General features: G+C 64.7%; 20 protein-coding genes. 10 read left to right on the top strand and 10 right to left on the bottom strand.

The annotated features are described in order from the left end of the window. The first annotated feature begins 22 nt into the window (after positions 1-22). The 6 genes from I3J27_RS15065 to I3J27_RS15090 all read left to right on the top strand — a co-directional run bounded on the left by I3J27_RS15065 (position 23) and on the right by I3J27_RS15090 (position 7,971). Positions 23-853 (top strand): OmpA/MotB family protein, encoded by an 831-nt coding sequence (locus I3J27_RS15065; RefSeq protein WP_270170548.1) that lies wholly within the window; start codon positions 23-25, stop codon positions 851-853. A gap of 213 nt (positions 854-1,066) precedes the next feature. Beyond that, positions 1,067-2,965 (top strand): potassium transporter Kup, encoded by a 1,899-nt coding sequence (locus tag I3J27_RS15070; protein WP_270170550.1) that lies wholly within the window; start codon positions 1,067-1,069, stop codon positions 2,963-2,965. Positions 2,966-3,107: 142 nt separating this feature from the next. Continuing rightward, positions 3,108-5,036, top strand: a complete 1,929-nt coding sequence (locus tag I3J27_RS15075) for a potassium transporter Kup (RefSeq protein WP_270170552.1) — start codon at positions 3,108-3,110, stop codon at positions 5,034-5,036. A gap of 302 nt (positions 5,037-5,338) precedes the next feature. Next, entirely contained in the window at positions 5,339-5,665 is a 327-nt protein-coding gene (locus tag I3J27_RS15080; protein WP_166816950.1) for a rhodanese-like domain-containing protein, read from the top strand. An 8-nt stretch (positions 5,666-5,673) separates the two neighbouring features. Beyond that, positions 5,674-6,852: an aminotransferase gene (locus I3J27_RS15085; protein ID WP_232955977.1), complete on the top strand. Its 1,179-nt coding sequence runs from the start codon at positions 5,674-5,676 to the stop codon at positions 6,850-6,852. Between the two features lie 6 nt (positions 6,853-6,858). Beyond that, positions 6,859-7,971 (top strand): polyamine ABC transporter substrate-binding protein, encoded by a 1,113-nt coding sequence (locus tag I3J27_RS15090; protein WP_270170558.1) that lies wholly within the window; start codon positions 6,859-6,861, stop codon positions 7,969-7,971. Positions 7,972-8,079: 108 nt separating this feature from the next. Here the strand turns inward: I3J27_RS15090 and I3J27_RS15095 are convergent, their stop codons facing one another. From I3J27_RS15095 to I3J27_RS15120, 6 genes are all read right to left on the bottom strand, one after another. Then, a complete protein-coding gene (locus I3J27_RS15095) occupies positions 8,080-9,012 on the bottom strand; it encodes a lipid A biosynthesis lauroyl acyltransferase (RefSeq protein WP_270170560.1) in 933 nt (310 codons plus the stop codon). 8 nt (positions 9,013-9,020) lie between these two features. After that, positions 9,021-10,298 carry a beta-ketoacyl-ACP synthase gene (locus I3J27_RS15100; RefSeq protein ID WP_270170562.1) on the bottom strand — a complete coding sequence of 426 codons (1,278 nt, stop codon included), beginning with the start codon at positions 10,296-10,298 and terminating at the stop codon, positions 9,021-9,023. Positions 10,299-10,350: 52 nt separating this feature from the next. Continuing rightward, positions 10,351-11,556 (bottom strand): beta-ketoacyl-ACP synthase, encoded by a 1,206-nt coding sequence (locus tag I3J27_RS15105; protein ID WP_270170564.1) that lies wholly within the window; start codon positions 11,554-11,556, stop codon positions 10,351-10,353. Then, positions 11,553-12,023, bottom strand: a complete 471-nt coding sequence (locus I3J27_RS15110; protein ID WP_270170566.1) for a 3-hydroxyacyl-ACP dehydratase FabZ family protein — start codon at positions 12,021-12,023, stop codon at positions 11,553-11,555. Before I3J27_RS15110 ends, I3J27_RS15105 begins: the two co-directional genes overlap by 4 nt. 10 nt (positions 12,024-12,033) lie before the next feature. After that, entirely contained in the window at positions 12,034-12,321 is a 288-nt protein-coding gene (locus I3J27_RS15115) for an acyl carrier protein (protein ID WP_094974763.1), read from the bottom strand. 223 nt (positions 12,322-12,544) lie between these two features. Further along, positions 12,545-12,886: a hypothetical protein gene (locus I3J27_RS15120; RefSeq protein WP_270170572.1), complete on the bottom strand. Its 342-nt coding sequence runs from the start codon at positions 12,884-12,886 to the stop codon at positions 12,545-12,547. 237 nt (positions 12,887-13,123) lie between these two features. Between I3J27_RS15120 and I3J27_RS15125 the strand changes: the two genes are divergently transcribed. Next, entirely contained in the window at positions 13,124-13,750 is a 627-nt protein-coding gene (locus tag I3J27_RS15125; protein ID WP_270170574.1) for a ParB-like protein, read from the top strand. 16 nt (positions 13,751-13,766) lie between these two features. Here the strand turns inward: I3J27_RS15125 and I3J27_RS15130 are convergent, their stop codons facing one another. Next, positions 13,767-13,922 carry a hypothetical protein gene (locus I3J27_RS15130; RefSeq protein ID WP_270170578.1) on the bottom strand — a complete coding sequence of 52 codons (156 nt, stop codon included), beginning with the start codon at positions 13,920-13,922 and terminating at the stop codon, positions 13,767-13,769. Between the two features lie 271 nt (positions 13,923-14,193). On the opposite strand from I3J27_RS15130, the gene I3J27_RS15135 reads away from it, so the two are divergent. Further along, complete coding sequence (locus tag I3J27_RS15135) at positions 14,194-14,337, top strand: hypothetical protein (RefSeq protein ID WP_270170580.1); 144 nt, start codon at positions 14,194-14,196, stop codon at positions 14,335-14,337. Positions 14,338-14,382: 45 nt separating this feature from the next. Here I3J27_RS15135 and I3J27_RS15140 read toward each other — a convergent pair whose 3' ends face one another. Continuing rightward, positions 14,383-14,586: a hypothetical protein gene (locus tag I3J27_RS15140; RefSeq protein WP_270170582.1), complete on the bottom strand. Its 204-nt coding sequence runs from the start codon at positions 14,584-14,586 to the stop codon at positions 14,383-14,385. 139 nt (positions 14,587-14,725) lie between these two features. Between I3J27_RS15140 and I3J27_RS15145 the strand changes: the two genes are divergently transcribed. Next, complete coding sequence (locus I3J27_RS15145) at positions 14,726-15,457, top strand: Crp/Fnr family transcriptional regulator (protein WP_270170584.1); 732 nt, start codon at positions 14,726-14,728, stop codon at positions 15,455-15,457. Positions 15,458-15,464: 7 nt separating this feature from the next. Beyond that, positions 15,465-15,695, top strand: a complete 231-nt coding sequence (locus I3J27_RS15150) for a DUF6894 family protein (RefSeq protein WP_270170586.1) — start codon at positions 15,465-15,467, stop codon at positions 15,693-15,695. Position 15,696: 1 nt separating this feature from the next. Here I3J27_RS15150 and I3J27_RS15155 read toward each other — a convergent pair whose 3' ends face one another. After that, the gene (locus tag I3J27_RS15155) at positions 15,697-16,278 is read right to left on the bottom strand and encodes a peroxidase-related enzyme (protein ID WP_270170589.1); all 582 of its coding nucleotides are present in this window, start codon (positions 16,276-16,278) and stop codon (positions 15,697-15,699) included. A 210-nt stretch (positions 16,279-16,488) separates the two neighbouring features. Then, positions 16,489-18,228 (bottom strand): ATP-binding protein, encoded by a 1,740-nt coding sequence (locus I3J27_RS15160; RefSeq protein ID WP_270170591.1) that lies wholly within the window; start codon positions 18,226-18,228, stop codon positions 16,489-16,491. Positions 18,229-18,479: the final 251 nt, after the last annotated feature.

The following is an 18,479-nucleotide window of genomic DNA, read 5'->3' on the forward strand; positions in this document are numbered from 1 at the left end:
CGCCCGGTCCGGATATTGAGAGATGGCCAAGAAGAAGCGCGGCGATGCTCACGGTGGCGGTCACGGCTGGTTCGTGACCTTCGCCGACCTGATGGGCCTGATGATGAGCTTCTTCGTGATGCTCGTCGCGTTCTCGACCCAGGACGCCAACAAGCTGAAGATCGTCGCCGGCTCGATGCGCGACGCCTTCGGCGTGCAGAGCGAAGCGCGCTACGCCGGCATCGTCGAATCCGACGGCCTGCCGACCCGCCCGCGGCTGAAGAACGTCGATCACATCCAGCCCGAGGATGCCTCTAACACGCCGACGCCGGATCAGGAGGACCGCGACAAGACGTCAGGGGCGAAGATCAAGGTCGACCGCAATTTCGCGCTCGCTGCGGCCTCGCTGCGCCAGGCCTTGCAGGACATGCCGGAACTGACCGAGATGTCCAAGCACATCATGTTCGAGGAGACCAAGCAGGGCCTCAATCTGGAGATCGTCGACCAGGACGGCCGCTCGATGTTCGCCGACGGCTCCAAGGTGCCCTATGACCGCACCCGCCGCCTGATCGAGAAGCTCGCGATTCCGCTCAAGGCGACGCCGCTCCGCGTCTCCATCGCCGGCCATACCGCGGCCGGCTTCGTGCCGGTCCGCAGCGATTACGGTGCCTTCGACCTGTCGGCCGACCGCGCCAATGCCGTGCGCCAGATCCTCGAGCGTGAGGGGCTGCCGGCCTCGCACGTCTTTGCCGTCGCCGGCAAGGCGGACACCCAGCCGCTGTTTCCGGACGATCCCTCGCTCGCCGCCAACCGGCGGGTGACCATCACCCTGATGCGCGAAGATCCGCCGCTGCCGCCGAATTTGAAGCCGTAGAGCGTTTTCGAGGGAGGGGAGCCATCGACTCGCGCCCTAGGCGCTTGCGCTACCATCCTACCTGAGGCATGTCGTCGCGCTGGCAACGACCGTTGCTGCATCGTCACAGCATCTGCCCCGCCGGCTGCTATGGTGGGGCTCCGATTGACAGGCGCGCCGGAACCGTCAAAAGGCGCCGGATCAATTCTCGGGAAGAAGCGTTTCCAGTTTCACATGACGGCGAGCATCACATCGACCGAAGCTCAGGACGGGCCGGTCACCTCGGGTTTCTGGGGCCTGACGCTCGGGAGCATCGGCGTCGTCTTCGGCGATATCGGCACATCACCGCTCTACGCATTCCACGAGGCGGTCAGGGGCGCGGCCCATGGCGAGCCGGTCTCACGGGTCATGGTGCTCGGCGTGCTCTCGCTGATCCTCTGGGCGCTCTTGATCGTCGTCACCGCCAAATACGTCCTGCTGCTGCTGCGCGCCGACAATAACGGGGAGGGCGGCACGCTCTCGCTGATGGCGCTCGGCCAGCGCGCGCTCGGACGGCGGAGCTGGTTCCTGCTCGCCCTCGGCGTGGTCGGCGCCTCCATGTTCATCGGCGATTCCATGATCACACCGGCGATCTCGGTGCTGTCGGCGGTCGAGGGCCTCAAGCTCGCAACGCCTGCCTTCGAGCACTACGTCGTGCCGCTCACCGTCCTCATCCTGGCATTGCTCTTTGCGGTCCAGAGCAAGGGGACGGCGCTGGTGGCTTCGGCCTTCGGGCCGGTGATGGTGATCTGGTTCACCGTCATCGCGGTGATGGGCGCCGTTCACATTGCCGACGATCCGTCGGTACTGGCCGCGATCAATCCCTATTACGCCCTGCAATTCCTGCTGTCGCACGGCACGATCGGCCTGGTGACGCTGGGTGCCGTGTTCCTCGCGGTGACCGGGGGCGAAGCGCTCTACGCCGATCTCGGCCATTTCGGCCGCAAGCCGATCCAGTCGGCCTGGATGTTCTTCGTGCTGCCTGCGCTCTTGATCAACTATTTCGGGCAGGGCGCGCTGGTGCTGTCCGATCCCGGCGCGATCGAGCATTCGTTCTACCGCATGGTGCCCGAGAGCCTGGTGCTGCCGCTGGTGGGCCTGGCGACCGCCGCAACCGTGATCGCGAGCCAGGCGGTGATCACCGGCGCCTACTCGCTGGTCTATCAGGCGGTGCAGCTCGGCCTCCTGCCGCGATTCGAGGTGCGCTACACCTCCGAAACCCATGCCGGTCAGATCTATCTGCCGCGCGTCAACCGGCTGCTGCTGATCGGCGTGATGTTGCTGGTGCTGCTGTTCCACACCCCCAGCAACCTGGCCTCGGCCTACGGCATCGCGGTCTCCACCACCATGGTCGCCGACGGCATCATGGGCTTTATCGTAATCTGGAAGTTGTGGAACTGGCGTGCTGCCGCGGCTGCGGCCGTGATCTTGCCCTTCGTCGTCGTCGACATAAGTTTTTTCAGTGCCAATCTGCTCAAGCTGCTCGAGGGCGCCTGGGTGCCGCTGCTGTTCGGTGCCGCCATGGCCGGGACGATCTGGACGTGGCGGAAAGGCTCGGCAATCCTGATCCAGAAGACGCGGCGGATCGAGGTGCCGCTCGACGATCTGATCCGGAGCCTGGAGAAGCGGCCGCCGCACATCGTCAAGGGCACCGCCGTATTCCTCACCAGCGATCCCTCTTTCGTGCCGACCGCGCTGTTGCACAATCTCAAGCACAACAAGGTGCTGCACGAGCACAACGTGATCCTGACCATCGAGACCGCGCATACGCCGCGGGTCGATCTGTCGGAACGTTTCCGGATGGAGAAGATCAGCGACAAGTTCTTCAAGGTCCGCCTGCGCTTCGGCTACATGGAACAGCCGAACGTGCCCAAGGCACTTGCGATCGCGCGCAAGCAGGGCTGGCAGTTCGACATCATGTCGACGTCGTTCTTCGTGTCGCGGCGGTCGCTGAAGGCCTCGGCGCAGTCGGGCATGCCGCTGTGGCAGGACCATTTGTTCATCGCGCTGAGCCGGTCCGCCAATGACGCCACCGACTATTTCCAGATTCCCACAGGGCGGGTGGTTGAAGTTGGCACGCAAGTCACCATTTGAACGCAATCGGCGGACCCATGCAAAATTCGCATGGCGAGGGCCCAGATTCGGGCTAGGCTATGCCGGCGGCGCAGGACTATAAGCCGCGCGCTCTTCCGCCGTTGTGCAGCGAAGCATTTTTTAGAGGCCACTGGGCTCTCCCATGACAAGCGACGTAGCAATCCCCGCCCCGGAAACGGCGGCGGCCAATGGGCATGGCGACGCCCACACCACCGCCCGCTTCGGCGCGCTGACGCTCGGCAGCATCGGGGTCGTCTATGGCGACATCGGTACCAGCCCGCTCTACGCGTTCCGCGAGGCGGTGACGGCGGCCTCGGGCGCCGAAGGGCTCGCGACGCCCGCGGCCGTGCTGGGCGTGCTCTCGCTGATCCTGTGGGCGCTCATCGTCGTGGTGACGCTCAAATATGTCGTGATCCTGCTCCGGGCCGACAACAACGGCGAGGGCGGCACGCTCGCGCTGATGGCGCTGGCCCAGCGCGCGGTCGGCACTGGCGGAGCGACCATCGTCCTGCTCGGTATCATCTCCGGCGCCCTGTTCTACGGCGACGCCGTCATCACCCCCGCACTTTCCGTGCTGTCGGCCATCGAGGGCATGAAGGACGTCACCCTGACGTTCGAGCCTTATGTCGTGCCGCTGACTGTGGTGATCCTGGTCGGCCTGTTCGCCGTGCAGTCGCGTGGCACCGCCCGTGTCGCCGCGTTCTTCGGCCCGATCATGTGCGTCTGGTTCGCGGTGATCGCGATCGCCGCGATCCACCCCATTATCCAGCAGCCGCAGGTGCTGTTCGCGCTGAACCCACTCTACGCCGTGTCCTTCATGCTGCACCACGGCATCATCGGCTTCGTGACGCTGGGCGCCGTGTTCCTGGCGGTCACCGGTGCCGAGGCGCTCTATGCCGATCTCGGCCATTTCGGCAAGCGGCCGATCCAGACCGCCTGGCTCTTCATCGTGCTGCCGTCGCTGGCCCTGAACTATCTGGGGCAGGGCGCGCTCGTGCTTGGCGATCCCGGCGCGATCGTCAGCCCGTTCTTCCAGCTCTTCCCGCAAGGCTTTTTCCGCGGCTGCATGGTCGTGCTCGCGACCGCTGCGACCGTGATCGCGAGCCAGGCGGTCATCACCGGTGCCTATTCGCTGACGCGCCAGGCGATCCAGCTCGGGCTGCTGCCGCGCTTCGAAATTCGCCATACATCCGAAGCCCATTCCGGCCAGATATTCATCCCGCGCATCAACCAGCTGCTGCTGGTGGCGGTGGTGCTGCTGGTGCTGCTGTTCCGTTCCTCCAGCGCGCTGGCCTCCGCCTACGGCATCTCCGTCACCGGCACCATGGTGGTCACGGCGATGATGGGCTTCGTCGTGATCTGGAAGGTCTGGCGGTGGTCGCCGTTCGCCGCCGCCGCCCTGATCGTGCCGTTCCTGTTCCTCGACCTGACCTTCCTCGCCGCAAACCTGCTCAAGGTGTTCGAGGGCGGCTGGGTGCCGCTGGCGCTCGGCGCGCTCATGATCATCCTGATGTACACGTGGCGGCGCGGCAGCCGGCTGCTATTCGAGAAATCGCGCAAGCTCGAATTCCCGCTCGCCGACCTCGTCGCGATGCTGGAGAAGCGGCCGCCGCAGCGGGTGCCCGGCACGGCCGTGTTCCTGACCAGCGATCCCCTCAGCGCGCCGACCGCGCTGATGCACAGTCTGAAGCACTACAAGGTGCTGCACGAGAAGAACGTCATTCTCACCATCGAGACCGCGCAGACCCCGCGGATCGATCCGGCCGAGCGCGTCAAGCTGGAGCAGATCTCGCCGACCTTCTCCAAGGTGACGCTGAAGTTCGGCTTCATGGAATCGCCCAACGTGCCGAAGGCCCTCGCCATCGCCCGCAAGCTCGGTTGGCAGTTCGACATCATGTCGACCTCGTTCTTCCTGTCGCGCAGAGCGCTCAAGCCCGCCGCCCATTCCGGCATGCCGCGCTGGCAGGACCGGCTGTTCATCTCGCTCAGCCGCTCCGCCAACGACGCCACCGACTATTTCCAGATCCCGAGCGGCCGTGTGGTCGAGGTCGGCACCCAGGTGACGATCTAGCTCCACCGACGTCGTCGCCCGGCTTGACCGGGCGACCCAGTACGCCGAGACGTTTGTGGTTGAACCGAGGAGCCGCGGCGTACTGGATTCCCCGCTTTCGCGGGGAATGACACCGAATGCGCGGTGCGGGCCGGAGCAGGTTTTTCAGGGTCCCGAAAGCCACACTTCAAGTCGCTGCGATTTAGCTTTAACTTGCGCCGCGCGGCTCAAGCCTTTGTAGCGCTTGATTTTCGCCGGCCGAGAGGCGAGGTTGCCGCCGGCCGGGATCGCCCCGGCCGGCAGGCGCGACGTTGGAGGATGATGTGGCAAACCAGGTACAGGATCTGACCCCGGACGAGGTCTCCAAGGGTGTCGAGGAAGGCCGCTATCTGCTCGTCGACGTGCGCGAGCCGAACGAGGTCGAAGCCGAAGCCTATCCGTACGGCGTCGTGGTTCCGCTCTCGACCTTCGACCCCAAGGCGATTCCCGATCCGCAAGGCAAGCAGGTCGTGTTCGCCTGCCGCTCCGGCAAGCGCTCGGTCACGGCCTCGCTCGCGGCGCAGGCGGCGGGCCTGCCTTACGACAAGCATTTGGCCGGCGGCATGCTCGGCTGGAAAGCGGCGGGGCTTCCCAGCAAGGTCGGTGGCTGACCGGGCCGATGTCGAAAAGCTCTTCCCTGAACAAGGTCTTCTCCGACCTTCCCGTCACCATCTTCGAGGCGATGTCGCAGGCCGCGCGCGACAATGCCGCCATCAATCTCGGCCAGGGCTTTCCTGACGATCCCGGCCCCGAGGATATCCGCCGCGCCGCGGCCGAGGCCTCGCTGAACGGCTACAACCAGTATCCGTCGATGATGGGCCTGCCGGAGCTGCGCCAGGCGATCGCGACCCATTACGGCCACTGGCACGGCCTCAAGCTCGATCCGATGAGCGAGGTGATGGTCACCTCCGGCGGCACCGAGGCGCTGACTTCGGCGATCCTCGCGGTGGTCCAGCCGGGCGACGAGGTGGTCTGCTTCCAGCCGGTCTATGATTCCTATCTGCCGATCATTCGGCAGGCCGGCGGCATTCCGCGTCTCGTCCGGCTCGAGCCGCCGCACTGGCGGCTGAATGAGGACATGCTGAAAAGCGTCTTCAATTCAAAGACCAAGGCGGTGCTGTTCAACAATCCCCTGAATCCGTCCGCGGTGGTCTATCCGCGCGAGGATCTCGAGCTGCTCGCGCGCTACTGCCAGGAGTTCGACGTCATCGCGATCTGCGACGAGGTCTGGGAGCACGTCACCTTCGACGAGCACAAGCACATCCCGCTGATCACCATCCCCGGCATGCGCGAGCGCACCATCAAGGTCGGCTCGGCCGGCAAGATCTTCTCGCTGACGGGCTGGAAGATCGGCTTCGTCTGCGCCGCGCCGCCGCTGCTGCGCGTCGCCGCCAAGGTGCACCAGTTCCTGACCTTCACCACCGCACCGAACCTGCAGGCCGCCGTCGCCTACGGTCTCGGCAAATCCGACGACTACTTCCTGTCGATGCGCAAGGATTTGACGCGGAGCAGGGATCGGCTGACCAAGGGCCTCGAAAGCCTCGGCTTCCCCGTGCTGAAGTCGCAAGGCACCTACTTTCTCACCGTCGACCTGTCGCCGCTCGGGCTCAACGAGAGCGACACCGAGTTCTGCTGGCGGATCGTGAAGGACTACAAGGTGGCGGCGATCCCGGTCTCGGCCTTCTACGAGCAGGACCCCGTGACCTCGGTGGTGCGCTTCTGCTTCGCCAAGAAGGACGAAACCCTCGACACCGCGCTGGAGCGGCTGTCGGATGCGGTGCGCGGACGCAAGAGGTAGATCCAGATGACCAACGTCAGCCGCTCCAGGCTTTGCCTTGGTTTTGCAATCGCCGCCGTGCTGACGTTGCTCTCACCTCCCGCAGGGGCCGAGGAGCGCGTCGTCAACTTCTACAACTGGTCCAACTACATGGCGCCGGACGTCCTGGAGGCCTTCACCAAGGAGACCGGCATCAAGGTGGTCTACGACACCTTCGATGCCAACGAGACGCTGGAGACACGCCTGATGGCCGGCAAGTCCGGCTATGACGTCGTGGTTCCCACCGCCTATTTCCTCCAGCGCCAGATCAAGGCCAACATCTTCCAGAAGCTCGACAAGTCGAAGCTGCCCAATCTCGCCAATGCCTGGCCGGTGGTGACGCAGCGGCTTGGCATCTACGACCCCGGCAATGTCTATGCCGCCAATTACATGTGGGGCACGACGGGGATCGGCTACAACGTCGCCAAGGTGAAGCAGATCCTCGGGCCGGACGCGAAGATCGACAGCTGGGACATCGTCTTCAAGCCGGAGAACCTCGCCAAGTTCAAGGACTGCGGCGTCCACATGCTGGATTCCGCCGACGACATCTTTCCGGCGGCGCTGAGCTATCTCGGGCTCGATCCGAACTCGACCAGGCAGGCGGACCTCGAGAAGGCCGCCGATATCGTCGCCAAGGTCCGGCCCTCGGTGCGCAAGTTTCACTCCTCCGAATATTTGAGTGCGCTCGCCACCGGCGAGATCTGCTTCGTGGTCGGCTGGTCAGGCGACATCATGCAGGCCCGCGCCCGCGCCGCGGAAGCCAAGAGCGGCGTCGAGATCGGCTACACCATTCCGAAGGAGGGCGCGCAGATGTTCTTCGACAATCTCGCGATCCCCGCGGATGCCAGGAACGTCGCGGAAGCCTACGCGCTGATCAACTATCTCTACCGTCCTGATGTCGCCGCCAAGAACTCGGACTTCCTGTCCTACGCCAACGGCAACCTCGCCAGCCAGAAGCTGGTCGATCCGAAGATCTTGAACGACAAGAACATCTATCCGGACGAGGCGACGCTCGCAAAGCTGTTCGTCATCACGGCGCGTGAGCCGGCGACGCAGCGGATCATCAATCGGCTCTGGACCAAGGTGAAGACGGGGCGGTGAGGGCTGCTCTCAACGTCGTTGCGAGGAGCTAAGCGACGAAGCAATCCAGACTGTTTCTGCGGAAAGATTCTCGATTGCTTCGCTGCGCTCGCAAGGACGGAGCAAAGTTCACCGCCACCTTCGGTGCAGCCACAGCCACTGCTCGGGATGCTCGCGGACCCAGCTTTCCACCACGCTGGTGATCGCCTGCGTCGTGCCCTGGATGTCGATCTTGCCCTCGGCATCGCGCACCGGCGGGACCTCTTCGGTGAGCTCGGCGGTGAAGCGGCCGTCGGGCAGGCGGATGATGCGGACGCCGTGGATCGGGCATTCGACCTGGCGGAGCAGGCGGGCCAGCATCGGGTTGGCGCGGGTCTTGCGGCCGAAGAAGGTGACCTCGACGCCACCGGTCAGATACTGGTCGATCAGCATGGCGACGTGCTTGCCGTCCTTGAGCGCCTGCGCGAGGCGCAGCGGCGCATCACGTCCCGCCGGGATCAGCGTGCCCATGTTGACCTGGCGCATCTCCTGGATGATGCGGTCGGCAGAGGCGATGTTGGGCCGGCGGTAGAGGATCGCGGCATCCAGCCCGTGCGCGACGGCGGCGAGCGCGGGCAATTCCCAATTGGCCAGATGCGCGGCGAAGATCAGCGCCGGCTTGCCGTCGTCGCGGATCTGGTCGAACAGCTCGATACTGCGCGGCGGCAGCTCGATCCGGCTCTTGTCCGGATTGTCGCGGTCATAGTCCCAGACGCGGTCCATATGGGCGAATTCGGCGCCGACGCGGCCGAGATTGTCCCACACGCCCATCAGGATCTGCTCGATCTCTTCCGGCGATTTCTCGGGAAAGGCAGCGGTGAGGTTGGCGCGGCCGATGCGGTGCTCGCGCAGGCGCGGCCCGATCAGTTTGACGACGCGCGCGAAGAAGTCCGAGGTCTTGGCCGGATCGAAATAACGCGTGGTGCGGAGCAGGCCGACGGTGGCCGCGCCGATCAGGCCTCCGCCGATCGACTTTGCTGCCTCCCGCGCGCGGGCCTTCGTGCTCGCAGGAAGCAGCGCCATGCGTCCGGTCAGGCCGGTTCGCGGGTCAGGATCAGCGAGGCGTTCTGGCCGCCGAAGCCGAACGAGTTCGACATCACCGCGGTGACGCGGGCGTCGCGCGCCTTGTTGCCGACCACGTCGAACAGGATCGTGGGATCCGGATTGTCGTAGTTGATCGTCGGCGGGATGCGCTGATGCTCGAGGGTGAGCAGCGAGAAGATCGCCTCGACTGCGCCTGCGGCCGAGATGGTGTGGCCGACCATCGACTTGTTGGAGGTGACCGGGATCTTCGAGACGAGATCGCCGAACACGGCCGATGTCGTGTTGTACTCCATCTTGTCGTTCTCGGGCGTCGCGGTGCCGTGCGCGTTGATGTGGTCGATCTGGTCCGGCGTCATGCCGGCATCGGCCAGCGTCTTGTTCATGCAGCCGATGATCGGCTTCCCATCAGGAGACGAGCGGGTGCGATGGAAGGAATCGGTGAGCTCGCCGCAGCCGGCGATCACGCCGAGAATCTTTGCGCCGCGCGCGGTGGCAGCCTCGTAGCTTTCCAGCACGAGCGCACCGGCGCCTTCAGCCATGACGAAGCCGTCGCGGTTCTTGGAGAAGGGACGGGAGGCGGCCTGCGGCGGATCGTTCTGGGTCGACAGTGCCGAGAGCAGCGAGAAGCGTACCAACGCTTCCGGATTCACGGTGCCGTCGGTCGCGACGCACAGCGCGGCATCGGTCTCGCCGCGGCGGATCGCCTCGACGCCGAGCTGGATCGAGGTCGCGCCCGAGGCGCAGGCCGTCGACAGCGAGATCGGCGAGCCCTTGGTGCCGAAGGTCTCGGCGAGGTGCGCGGCCACCGAGCCGAACATGAAACGGTGATGATAGGCGCTGTATTTGCCGCCGCCGGAGATGCGCAGGAGATCGTCATAGGTGAAGTCGGGCGCGCCGACGGCGCGGCCAAGCTCGCGGCGCTGCGGCCATTCGACCTCGACCGGCGCAACGGCGAGGAAGAGGGGACCGGGGAAATCGGCCTTGGCGCCGATGCCGGCCTGCGCGAGCGCTTCCTCCGTCACGAGTTCGGCCATCCGCTCGGACAGGCCGGTGGAGGAGAACGGATCGACGCTGACGAAATCCACCGTTCCGGCCATCGTCGTCTTCAGGCCGTCGACCGGAAAGCGCGTGATGGTGCGGATGCCGGATTCGCCGGCGACGAGCTTGGCCCAATTGTCGGCCTTGCCGGCACCGAGCGAGGTCATGATGCCCATGCCGGTGACGACGACGACGGGACGCCCGAGTTTGTCGCGTGGTGCAGTCATGTCGATCCCCCGATCAAGCTAGAGCATCATCCGGCCAAAGCGCAGGCGCGCTTCAGCTCACGGCCTCGACCAGCGCCATGCCTTCGCCGCGCCAGTGTCCGGCTCCCACCACCACAATCTGGGTGGGCGCCCCCTGCATTTCAATCTCGGTCCCGGTCGAATCATTCGGCGGGAACAGCGCGCCGCGCGAGATCGACAGCGCAGCGAGCGCAATGCCAAGCGGGAATTGCGTTTCCATGGTGTGACCGAACATCGTGCCGGTCGAGCGCACCGGGAAGTCGGCGTGGCTCTTCAGGAAGCCGCGCTCTTCCGAGGTCGCGGGCTCCGCGCCGGTCGCGCCTGAGATGATCGCGCCCTTGCCCTCGCGCCTGGGCAGCTTGTCCCAGAGCTTCTCCAGCGTCGCGGCCATGTCGCCGGGCTGCTTGCGCCGGGCGAGGTCGGCAACGACGCTCGACAGCTTTGCGAACGGCTTTGCGCCGCGTGCCTCCGCATGCGCCTTCGATTCCAGCACCAGGAACGCGCCGGCAGATCCCAGTGCGAAGCCGGCGTGGTCCTTGCGCGCCCACACCGGAGCGAACTTGTCCTTCAGATTGAAGTCGCCGAATTCGTAGAGGACCATGAGATCCTTGCGCTCGCCATTGTGCGAGCCGCCGATCAGCGCGATGTCGCTCTCGCCCGAGGCGATGCGCGCCAATGCGATGCGGGCGGCATCGGCGCCCGCGACCTCTTCGCCCATGAAGGTGCGCGAGGTGCCGCCGAGACCGTGCACGATGGCGATGTTGCCGGCGAGCAGGTTCGAGAGCTGGGCCAGGAACAGCGTCGGCCGGAGATCGCTCATCAGCCGTTCGTTGAGGAAACCGGGCGCATTGGCGCCCTTGGCCTCAGCCGTGAGCACGCCGGTATCGACGTTGAGATCGCGCTCGCCGCCGCCGGCGGCGACCACCATGTCGATCTTCGACAGGATGTCCTTGTTGCCCTTGATCCCGGCGGAGTCGAGCGCAAGCCCCGCGGCATAGGTGCCGATGCGCTGCCAGGCTTCCATCTGGCGCTGGTCGCCCTTCTTCGGGATCTGGCTGTCGAAGCTCACGGGCATCAGGGGATGCACGATGTAGGGCGCAAAGCCCTTCTCGTCGACATTGATGCGCTTGTCCTGAAGCGCGGCCCAATTGGCGTCCAGGCCTTCGCCGAGTGAGGTGGCAAGGCCAATGCCGGTGATCCAGACTTCCGTCTGGCCGGGCTTCGAAGCAGTGTCAGTCATGGCGATACGGCCTGTTGCGGAAAGCCGACGCGTTTGGCGACCGCGTCCATGTAGCCGCGCATATCCGCATTGGGGAAGGGGATCTGCGTGAAGGTGAGCGTCGAATTCGCGCGCAGCTTGCCGCCGACCCTGATCTTGGCCTCGGTCACCGCGTAGCCCGAGCCCTGATGCGACAGGGTCGCCTCGATGCTCATGAGATCGCCGGGGAACACCGAGCCGCGGACCTTGGCCTCCTTGACGGCGGCCAGGATCGGCATGCGCTCGAACTTGAGCACGCCGAGCTGAAGCCAGCCCGAGGCCTGCGCCATCGATTCGATCAGGAGCACGCCGGGCATCAGCGGATAGCCCGGGAAGTGCCCCTCGAAGATGGTGCTCTCCTTCGGGACCTGCGCCTCGACGACGATCGTCTTCGCGTCGACGTTGAGGTCGACGACGCGATCGATCATGTGGAAGTATTCGAGTTGCATGACTGCGCGCTTAGGCGCCCGCGCCCTTGGCCGCAACCAGTTCGTCGATGCGGGCGCACAGATTCTTCAGCACGAAATACTGTTCCGTGGTCGCCTTGCCGTCGTTGACCTCCTGGGTCCACTTTTCCAGCGGCAGCTTGATGCCGAACTGCTTGTCGATCGCGAACGCGATGTCCAGAAAATCGAGGCTGTCGATGCCAAGGTCATCGATGGCGTGGCTATCGGGCGTGATCGTGTCGCGCGGAATGTCGCAGGTTTCAGCGATGATCGTAGCGACCTGATCGAATGTGGAGGACATCACTAAGCCTTTGATATATTGCGGATATTTGTCAGATTTTCCAGAGTGGCATGGTGGGTGGGCATCGCGCCCCTGATGACGCCCTCAACCCCCCCTCTGGCCGGGTCGAAAGCCCGTATATCGGAGCGCCGCCCTGAGTTCAATGGAGCCGGACGGCCTCGGGGACAGGGGCTGGGGATGCCGTCGGCTGGGCTTTCGCCGGGGGACTGGAGGCGGGCCGTGGCTAAATCTGCGGCGTCGCGATCCTGGCGCAGTCCCGGCGGCCCATCAGCACGCAATCCTGGGTCCGGCGCAGGTCGGCGATGCTCACCGCGAGCCAGATCCCGACCGCAGTCAGCGCGATGGTGAAGGCGAGCGCGGCGATATTGGCGAGCATGCGGTGGCGGAAATGGTCCGGCTCGGGGCGGGGCCGCTCGTAGCGCGACAGGTCGAGCGGCTCGGGTGCGACGCGCAGCGGCTGCACGGTGCCGCTGCCCCGTTGCACCGCCGGCGAAGGCGCGTTGCGCGGCCTGAACTGGAGCACCCGGTGCTCCTCATCCGAGCTGATGGGCCGCTGGGTTTTCATGGTGCGGGGATCACTCCGAAGCAGCGATTTCAGATAGCACACGTGGCGAAGGCGTTGCAGAAAATCTTCTCAACGCGCACGTGCATTGCGCTTTCGCACTATCTTTCATGGTCGTTCCCGGGGTGCGCCGCAGCAACCGTCCTGGAAGGGCGTCGAACGCATTTTGCCGCCGCAGGGCCCATGGCATAATCGAGGGAACCGGATCACCCATTACAACCAGGCGAGGGCCCTTCGACCATGACCACCAACGCGCGCGAGCCGAGAGTGCATCCGGTGCCGATCCTGTCGCTCCGGCCGACGCAGATGACGGTCGGCATGCGCGAGGTCAAGGAGAAGCGCAAGCGCTGGCGCGAACACGGCAAGAAGAAGCAGTCCGAGCTGCTCGGCAGCCACATGATCCCCGTCGTCTACGGACCCGACCAGCGCTACTACGTGATCGACCATCATCATCTCGGCCGCGCGCTGCATGACGAGGGCATCGAGGAGGTGCTGGTGACCGTGGTCGGCGATCTCAGGATGGTCGAGCGCGAGGCGTTCTGGGGCGTGATGGACAACAAGCGCTGGGTCTATCCCTACGACGCCAAGGGCGAGCGGCGGCCGTTCCGCGATTTGCCGAAATCGGTGGTCGACCTCAAGGACGACCCGTTCCGCAGCCTTGCCGGCGAGCTCCGCCGCATGGGTGGCTTCGCCAAGGACACCACGCCGTTCTCGGAATTCCTGTGGGCCGATTTTCTGCGCCGGAAACTCTCGCGCAAGGCGGTGGACGCCAATTTCGACACGGCGCTCGAAAAGGCGTTGGCCGCGGCCAAGAGCAAAGATGCGATCTATCTGCCGGGCTGGTGCGGGCCGGCGGACGATGATTAGGCGCGCAGCATACGCATCAGTCGCGCTGGTAGATCTTGGCGCCGGGGTAGGCGCGGCGAGCGTAGTTGACGACCAGCGCGCGGTCCTGGGTTTCCAGGAAGGGCGTTCGGATCTGGCATGACCCGACAATGAGATGCCACAGACCATTGAGCTTCCGAATAACGACTTTCATTTGAGTATTCCCTGATCACTCCACATGCCGGCAGATGCTGCTTGTCGCTGCAGTCTTGCGAATCGCGATCGTGATGGCACAGGGAGAATTCCCGGCACGCGCACGGTCGCAGGACAACGACCACCATGATTAGTTGGTTACGGGCGCGCGGCCGGATAAGCCGGATCTCATCACAGCCGCTTGAGCGACACCATTTTCCGCGCCGACGAAGCCGTCCTGAAACAGAGCCGTCCCATCCTATGGGGTAGCCGAGCTCACACAGGAGGCCGAAATGCGCCGTCTGGTTTTCGCCATCGCCTTGCTCGCCGTCGCTTCAGCAGGAATTTCGGCATCGTTTGCCGCGGTTCACCACGCCAAAACCCTGACATTCTCCGAGCGCTTTGCCCCGGCGCTCGACTTGATGGCGAAACGCTAGCGCCGTAGCGCTCGGGCAGCCGCAAGCAGCACAGCGGCCGCTCCATCACTTCGGATTTTGCGACGCGGGTGTGGACAGCAGGCGCTCCATCTCCGCGGCGGCCTCGCCGTCGCGCACCTTCTGCAGCAGCGCGTGGCGCTCGGCGCCGGCCGGCTTGTCCTTGGCGGCGTCGCGGGCTTCCTGCGTGAACTTGTTCAGACGCTCCTGGAGCGTCAGGGCTGGTCGCGTACGGTTGCGCTTCTTGGTCATGATTTGCCTTTGTCAGCGCAAAGACAACCATGGGCCGGCAAGCCGCGTCCTTAACTTTTGTTGGAACCGGGGACGCGGATCGCGGGTTTTCGTTGCACGCGCTGCGGCGCAGAGTCCATGAATAACGCGGAGTACCCCCGTGCCCAGCGACGCGATCCGCGCGGCGCTAATTAGTCGCCTGCGCGTCTCTTCCGGCATCTCGGAGGACGACGTCAAGGAAATCGAAGCCCTTCCGATTTCGGTGCGGCAATTTCCCGCCGAGACGCCGGTCGTGCGGGACGGCGAGCGGGCAACCGATTGCTGCCTGATCGTCGATGGCTTCTGCGTGCGCTCCAAGACGATTTCGAGCGGCAAGCGGCAGATCCTCTCCATCCACATTCCCGGCGAAATTCCGGACCTGATGAGCCTGTTTCTGCATGTGATGGATCACGATTTGACGACGCTGACGCCGTGCACGCTGGGCTTCATCAATCACGAGACCCTGCGAAAACTGCACCATCGCCGGGTGACGCTTGCCGAGATGTTCTGGCGGGACACGCTGATCGATGCCGCGATGTTTCGCGAATGGATCGTCAATGTCGGCCAGCGTCCTGCGCCGGCGCGGCTCGCCCACGTCATGATCGAGCTCCGCGAACGCCTCAGGCTCATCGACCGCGTCGACGGCAGCAGTTTCGAGATGCCGCTGACGCAGGAGCAGATCGGCGAAGCCCTGGGAATCACCGCCGTACATGCCAATCGCGTGATCAAGCAGTTGCGTCAGGATGGCATCGTCGAGTTCCATCGCGGCCGCGTCACTGTCCTCGACGAGCCAAAACTTTTGGAACTAGCCGATTTCGACGGCCGTTATTTGCACCAGTCGCCAACACTTTGAGCCGCTGATGCCGCGATTCCATTTCGACATCCATGAGAACGGCCGCTTTATTCCGGACGAGGACGGGCAGGATTTCGTGAATATGGAAGGCGCGCGCAAGGAAGCGGTTGTCACCGGCGCATCCATCGCCCGCGACGCCTTCATCGCCGGCAGCGCGCATCGTGTCGTCGTCGATGTCCGCGAGGACGGCTCGCCCCGCATGAAGATATCGATCACGCTCGCGGTCGAGGAGGCCTAGCCTACGTCTTCGGCAGGCGCCCCATCAGGTAGAACTCCTCGTTCGGTCGCATGCCGGTGAAATTGGCGAGGCGGTTCGACAGCGCGAAAAAAGCGGAGATCGCGGCGATGTCCCAGATGTCGTCGTCGCTGAAGCCGTGGGGCGCAAGCGCTGTGAAATCCTCCTCGGAGACGCGCTGTGCGTCCGCCGAGACCTTCATCGCGAAGTCGAGCATCGCCTTCTGCCGCGGCGTGATGTCGGCCTTGCGGTAGTTTGCCGCGACCTGGTCGGCAATGAGCGGATTCTTGGCGCGGATGCGCAGGATGGCGCCGTGCGCGATCACGCAATACTGGCACTGGTTGGCGGCCGAGGTCGCCACCACGATCATCTCGCGCTCGGCCTTGGTGAGGCCGCCGTCCTTCTCCATCAGCGCGTCGTGATAGGCGAAGAACGCGCGGAACTCGTCCGGCCGGTAGGCCAGCGTGAGGAAGACGTTCGGCACGAATCCGCTCTTTTCCTGCACGCCCAGAAGGCGCGTGCGGATGTCGTCGGGGAGCGTGTCGAGCGCTGGGGCGGGGAAGCGTTGTGCGGCGGTTTTTGTCATGAGCATGGTTCCGGCTAGGGGCCGGCGCAACCATAGTCGATGCGGGCAATGGCCTCAATGTGCAGCGATATTCCGCGGGGCGCGCCATACACTCGGTGTCATCGCCCGAAAGCGGGCAATCCAGTATTCCGAGACGGTGATGAAATACGGAGAAGCTGCGGCATACTGGATGTCCCGCTTTCGCGGGGCATGACAGCGGAATTTGCGGCCTTACCGCAGCGGCTTCTTCAGCAGCGAGAAGCGGTCGGGGTCGAGCCCCATCGAGGGTTGCAGCATCGGGGCTTCGAGGCTGGACATCGACTTCGCGGGCGGAGCCGAGAACACCGGGTCGTTCGGCACGTCGCGCTGCGAGGTGGCGCCGCGCCAGCGCTCGAGCACGGCGCCGACGAAATGCATGTCGTGGCCGGAGGTGACGGACGGCACGCTGCTGATGGTGGCTTCACCGCGCGGCAATTGGTGCGGCGGCACCTCCTTGAAGCGCAGGCGCGTCGGCAGTGCGACGCCTTCGCCGAACGCCAGCACCTCGCGGGTGCCGAGCGAGGGGACGAAGGAGAGCAGGTTCGCGGCGGCGTCCGACACCGCGGCGCGCAGCAGTGCCTGGTCGCGCTCGTTGGCAAGACGCATCGTGAACAGCGTGTTGCACTGGGAGATGATGGTGGCGTCGAGCTCGGCCGGACGCTGGGTGATGAGGCCGAGATAGACGCCGTATTTGCGGCCTTCCTTGGCGATGCGCGACACCGCCTTGCGGGTCGGGCCGAAGCCGACGTTGCGGTCGGCGGAAGCGTAGCGGTGGGCCTCCTCGCAGACGAACAGCATCGGCGAGACGCCGTCGCTCCACAGGCCGAAGTCGAAAGCCATGCGACACAGCACCGAGACGACGGAGTCGATGACCTCGGCCGGGAAGCCGGCGAGCTGCATCACCGTCATCGGCTTGCCGTTGGCGGGCAGGCGGAACAGATGGCTGATCACCTCGGCCATGGTGTCGCCGCCGACATTGGCGTTGTCGAACATGAAGGCGTAGCGCGGGTCGTTGCGGACCGCCTCGATGCGCGAGATCAGCTTGTGATAGATGATGCGCGAGGAGCGGTTTTCGAGCTTGCCCATGCGCTCGTCGATCAGCGAGATCAGGTCGACGAGGCGGTACGGCACCGGCGTGTCGACGGTGAAGCCGACCTGCTTGGGATCGATGCGCTTGAGGCCGATGCGGTCGGCGTTCTGGTACTGGGTGTAGACGCCCTTGGCGATCGGAATCACCTCGGCGAGGACGTCGAGCTCCTCGGGCACGCCGGCGCGGCCGCCGAACAGCACGTCGACGATCTCTTCGAAATTGAACAGCCAGAACGGCAGCTTCAGGTTCCGCGGGTTGAGCACCAGCGCGCGGTCGCCGAAGCAGCGGCCATATTCGTTGTGCACGTCGAGCAGGAAGATGCGCAGGTTCGGCCGCGCCTTGAGGATCTCGTTGAGCAGCAGCGATACGCCGGTCGATTTGCCGACGCCGGTCGATCCCAGCACGGCAAAATGCTTGGACAGCATCTCCTCGATGTCGACATAGGCCACGACGGAGCGGTCCTGCTGGAGGAAGCCGACATTGATCTGGTCCGACCCGGTCGGCGCGTAGATCGTGCGCAGCTCCTGGCTGGTGATCAGGTCGACGGCATCGCCGATGGTCGGATAATTGGTGACGCCGCGCTGGAATTTCGGCTTGTCGGCGGCGTTGAGGATCTCGCCGAGCAAATCGACCGAGGCGGCCGCGATGTAGTTGTCGCTGCTCGACAAATTCTCGCAGGACACTTCGGTGATCATGGCGACGATGACCGAGCTCGAACTGCGGATGCTGACGAAACGGCCAACGGTCGCCCGAACCTCCGAGACCGGCATCCGGCTTTCCGCCAGGAGGCCGACCCGGGCGAGCGATCCGCGAACCGAAATCACGCGTCCAAAAGATGTCACGATGGATGAACCCGAGAAGACAAGATGTTTTCCCGACTATGCGCGGCGGTGGCTGCACAAACGGTTAAACGGCAGATGCGGGCGCTTTGTTAAATCCGCGACAATTCGGTCGTGAAGTTTGTTCCCAATGCATACTTGTGGGCAGAAAAGGCGGGAAAATGTTGCATCTCTAGGCCGGCAGGCGAAATTGAAATTAAGGAGTATTTTACCATTCGCGCAGTCCGTCCGCCCCTCGCGGGACAATCCTCCTC

The organism is Bradyrhizobium xenonodulans, assembly GCF_027594865.1.
In the GTDB taxonomy this organism is placed as follows: domain Bacteria; phylum Pseudomonadota; class Alphaproteobacteria; order Rhizobiales; family Xanthobacteraceae; genus Bradyrhizobium; species Bradyrhizobium xenonodulans.